The following is a 1,596-nucleotide window of genomic DNA, read 5'->3' as shown; positions in this document are numbered from 1 at the left end:
GGGCCCCGCGGGCCCCCCTGACGGGGGCCTGGGGCGCAGCGGGCGCGCCCGTGAACTTCCCGGCCGGAGGCCGTCATGAAGAGCACCAGCACCACCGGATCGACCGTCAAGGCCCGGCGCGAGCAGGCCGCCTACCGCCGCTACGTCGCCCGCCAGCTCGGCCCGCAGCAGGTCGGCGGCATCTACCGCTGCGGCTACTGGAACGACATGTACGAGGTCCTCGCCATTCGGACCGAGTCGCCCTGGCAGATCAGCGTGCGCACCCTGGGCGAGACCCGGATCCGTACGCACTGCTCCGCCTGGGACGAGCGCCGCGACCGCGTCCTCGCCGAGCCCGGCGTCGCTGCCCTGACCTTCTGGGCCGAGCGCACGCTGGCCGCCCCGGCCGCCAGCGGCGCGCTCCTGGAGCAGCGCCACGTCCTGGACGAGGCCGCCCACCCCGACACCGTCGCCGCCCTCCTCCAGCGCGCCCGCACCGCCCGGTTCCCCGAGACCGTCTGAGCACGAACACCCACGACACAGAGAAGAAGGAGAAACCGATGGACTGGCGCCACCGCGCGGTGTGCCGCGAAGAGGACCCCGAGCTGTTCTTCCCGATCGGGAACACCGGCCCGGCCCTGCTGCAGATCGAAGAGGCCAAAGCCGTGTGCCGCCGCTGCCCCGTGATGGAGCAGTGCCTGACCTGGGCCCTGGAGACCGGCCAGGACGCCGGCGTCTGGGGCGGCATGAGCGAGGACGAGCGCCGCGCGATGAAGCGCCGCGCGGCCCGCAACCGTGCCCGCACCGCCTGACCACGTCGGTTGGTTGTCGTTCGCCGCTGCCCCGAACTCGGCCAGCCCCGGGTACGGGGCGGCGGCGGTCGACGGTGCCCGACGCACCCACCCCCTCTCCCCTATATAGGAGGACCCCGTGAGCAAGCCGACCTGGATGGCCACCCACCTGGACATGGAGCACTCCCCCGACCCGCTGGCGCAGCTGGTGGTGCTGGGCCGCTGGCTGGAGGACCCGGCCCGGCGCTTCGCCTGGCGCACCGCCCGAAAGGAGCGGCAGGCGGCCGCGATCGACGCCGACCGCGCGTACGACGAGGCCCAGCGCCCCAGCCAGCGGATCCCCTCCGCCCGGATCGCCAACGCCAAGGAGCAGCTGGACCTGGCCCAGGGCCGAGCCGGCCTGCTCGGCCTGGTCGAGGAGCTCGCCGAGCGAACCCGGCTGCGGGCCACCAGCACCGTGCTGCGCCCCGGCCCGGCCGAAGGCGCGGTCGACCCGCAGACGCTGCGCCTGCTGACGACGCGGATCAGCACCGGCACCCGCGAACTGCTCACCGAACTGGAGGCCGACTTCGTCTACCCCGACGAGGTGCACCGCACCGCCGAGGCCGCGCTCGGCCAGCTCACCAGCCGCCGTCTCGCGGTGGAGGCCACCGGCGAGCCCGCCGTCCTGAGCACCTGGGCCGAGGCGGTCGAGTTCGTCCTCGCCGTCATCCGGACCGCCCCCACCCGCGCCTGACCCGCCGTGCGCCCCCCCCGCCCCACCGGCGGCGGGGGGCGGCCCGGGGCCCCCCCCCCGGCCGCGGCCGCGGCGCTGACCGCCGCCGGG

3 protein-coding genes are annotated in these 1,596 nt (G+C 75.6%); all 3 read left to right on the top strand.

What is annotated here, in order from left to right; genetic code table 11:
- Nucleotides 1-75: 75 nt before the first annotated feature.
- The 3 genes from ACFXOZ_RS19235 to ACFXOZ_RS19225 all read left to right on the top strand — a co-directional run bounded on the left by ACFXOZ_RS19235 (nt 76) and on the right by ACFXOZ_RS19225 (nt 1,506).
- Nucleotides 76-501, top strand: coding sequence for a hypothetical protein (locus ACFXOZ_RS19235; protein ID WP_380591594.1), 426 nt, complete (start codon nt 76-78; stop codon nt 499-501).
- A 38-nt stretch (nt 502-539) separates the two neighbouring features.
- Nucleotides 540-791 (top strand): WhiB family transcriptional regulator, encoded by a 252-nt coding sequence (locus ACFXOZ_RS19230; RefSeq protein WP_380522410.1) that lies wholly within the window; start codon nt 540-542, stop codon nt 789-791.
- Between the two features lie 118 nt (nt 792-909).
- Entirely contained in the window at nt 910-1,506 is a 597-nt protein-coding gene (locus tag ACFXOZ_RS19225; protein WP_380591592.1) for a hypothetical protein, read from the top strand.
- Nucleotides 1,507-1,596: the final 90 nt, after the last annotated feature.

The sequence above is a fragment of the Kitasatospora sp. NPDC059160 genome (assembly GCF_042755465.1).
Taxonomy (GTDB): Bacteria; Actinomycetota; Actinomycetes; order Streptomycetales; family Streptomycetaceae; genus Kitasatospora.
Note: the sequence above shows the minus strand (reverse complement) of the source record. Positions and strands in the feature narration are given on the sequence as shown.